This window comes from Asaia sp. W19, from assembly GCF_003994335.1.
In the GTDB taxonomy this organism is placed as follows: Bacteria; Pseudomonadota; Alphaproteobacteria; order Acetobacterales; family Acetobacteraceae; genus Asaia.
The window spans coordinates 1-1,171 of record NZ_PNQZ01000202.1; the positions used below are offsets into that span (position 1 = coordinate 1).

2 protein-coding genes are annotated in these 1,171 nt (G+C 62.8%); both read right to left on the reverse strand.

Features of this window, described 5'->3' with window-relative positions:
• The coding region (locus tag C0V97_RS18020) for an RNase adapter RapZ (protein ID WP_127103757.1) at positions 1 to 715 on the reverse strand (715 nt) is incomplete at its 3' end.
• A gap of 46 nt (positions 716 to 761) precedes the next feature.
• On the reverse strand, positions 762 to 1,171 hold a 410-nt coding region (locus C0V97_RS18515; protein ID WP_158625477.1), incomplete at its 5' end, for an HPr kinase/phosphorylase.

A 1,171-nucleotide genomic window follows, 5' to 3' on the forward strand; every position in this document is an offset into this window, starting at 1 on the left:
GAGGCAGTACAAGTTTCAGTAGATCGAGGATCCTGGACAGGAACACGTCGTAATCGGGATCCTGCTTCACGTATTGACGCACGACAGGATCGAGCCCGGTCATTGCCTTGAGATCAGGATCGTAATGCGGATTGCGCAGAAAACGCGCATCGAAAACGAGATCGGCCTCGCGGGGCAATCCTGCAGGATACGCAAAGGATTGCAGCGTCACCGTCATCGAGTCGCCATCATTCTGATGGCCGAATCGGGCCTCGATCAGGCGGCGCAGGTCATGAGGGGGCAGGTCCGAGGTGTCGATCACCAGATCGGCAGCCCCCAGAAGCGGGGCCAGCAGCACAATTTCCTGGTCGATGCTCGCAACCAGCCCGGGGGCTGTGCCTGTGCTGTTATCGAGCGGATGACGCCGCCTCGTGGCCGTGAAGCGACGCAGGAGGATATCGGTCTCGGCCGTGGCGTAGAGCAGCTCGACCAGCAGGTCGTTCTGTGCGCGGAGCTGGGCCAGAGCGCCCAGAACGGCCCTGGCCTCGAAACCGCGCGTGCGCACGTCGATCCCGATCGCGAGGGGCTGGTCGCTTCGCGCAACCAGTGCGTCGAGCAGCGTCAGGGGCGGATTATCCGTCACCTCGTAGCCCAGATCCTCGAGGATACGCAGGATCGAGGATTTTCCGGCTCCCGACAGGCCCGTGACCAGAAGTACGCGTCGTGCGGGTGTCACGGTTCAAGTCTCCTGCCAGGCCGTAAGGGGGGAAGAACGGAAGATGTTATCGCGCTTCCGGCGCCATGGGGAGGGGGAGGACAGGGGGCGTTGCCCCATTTACGCCACAAAGCAGCGTGAGTTCGCCGTTTATGCACCGCAGGGCGCTTCGGATGATCGCTACCGCGTCAGCCTGAAACCCGTTCATCCTGATCATCCAGGCGCCGGTTTGCGGGTCGCTTGCCATCTCAGGCAGACGGGTTACCGGCCCATTCTCAACGAGCTCTATCCAGAGTTTGACGGCGGTACTGGCCTGATGAGGCATGCGCAGAATACCGAGCCCCCTCACCTCGATGAGCCCGGCGAGACGCGGCTCCGGACGGGCCATACCCGCCTCGATCAGGATCCGGTCATCGCCCACCAGGGCGAACCCTGAGTCGATCAGGCGAAGCMGCAGGCTCGACTTTCCACTGCCCG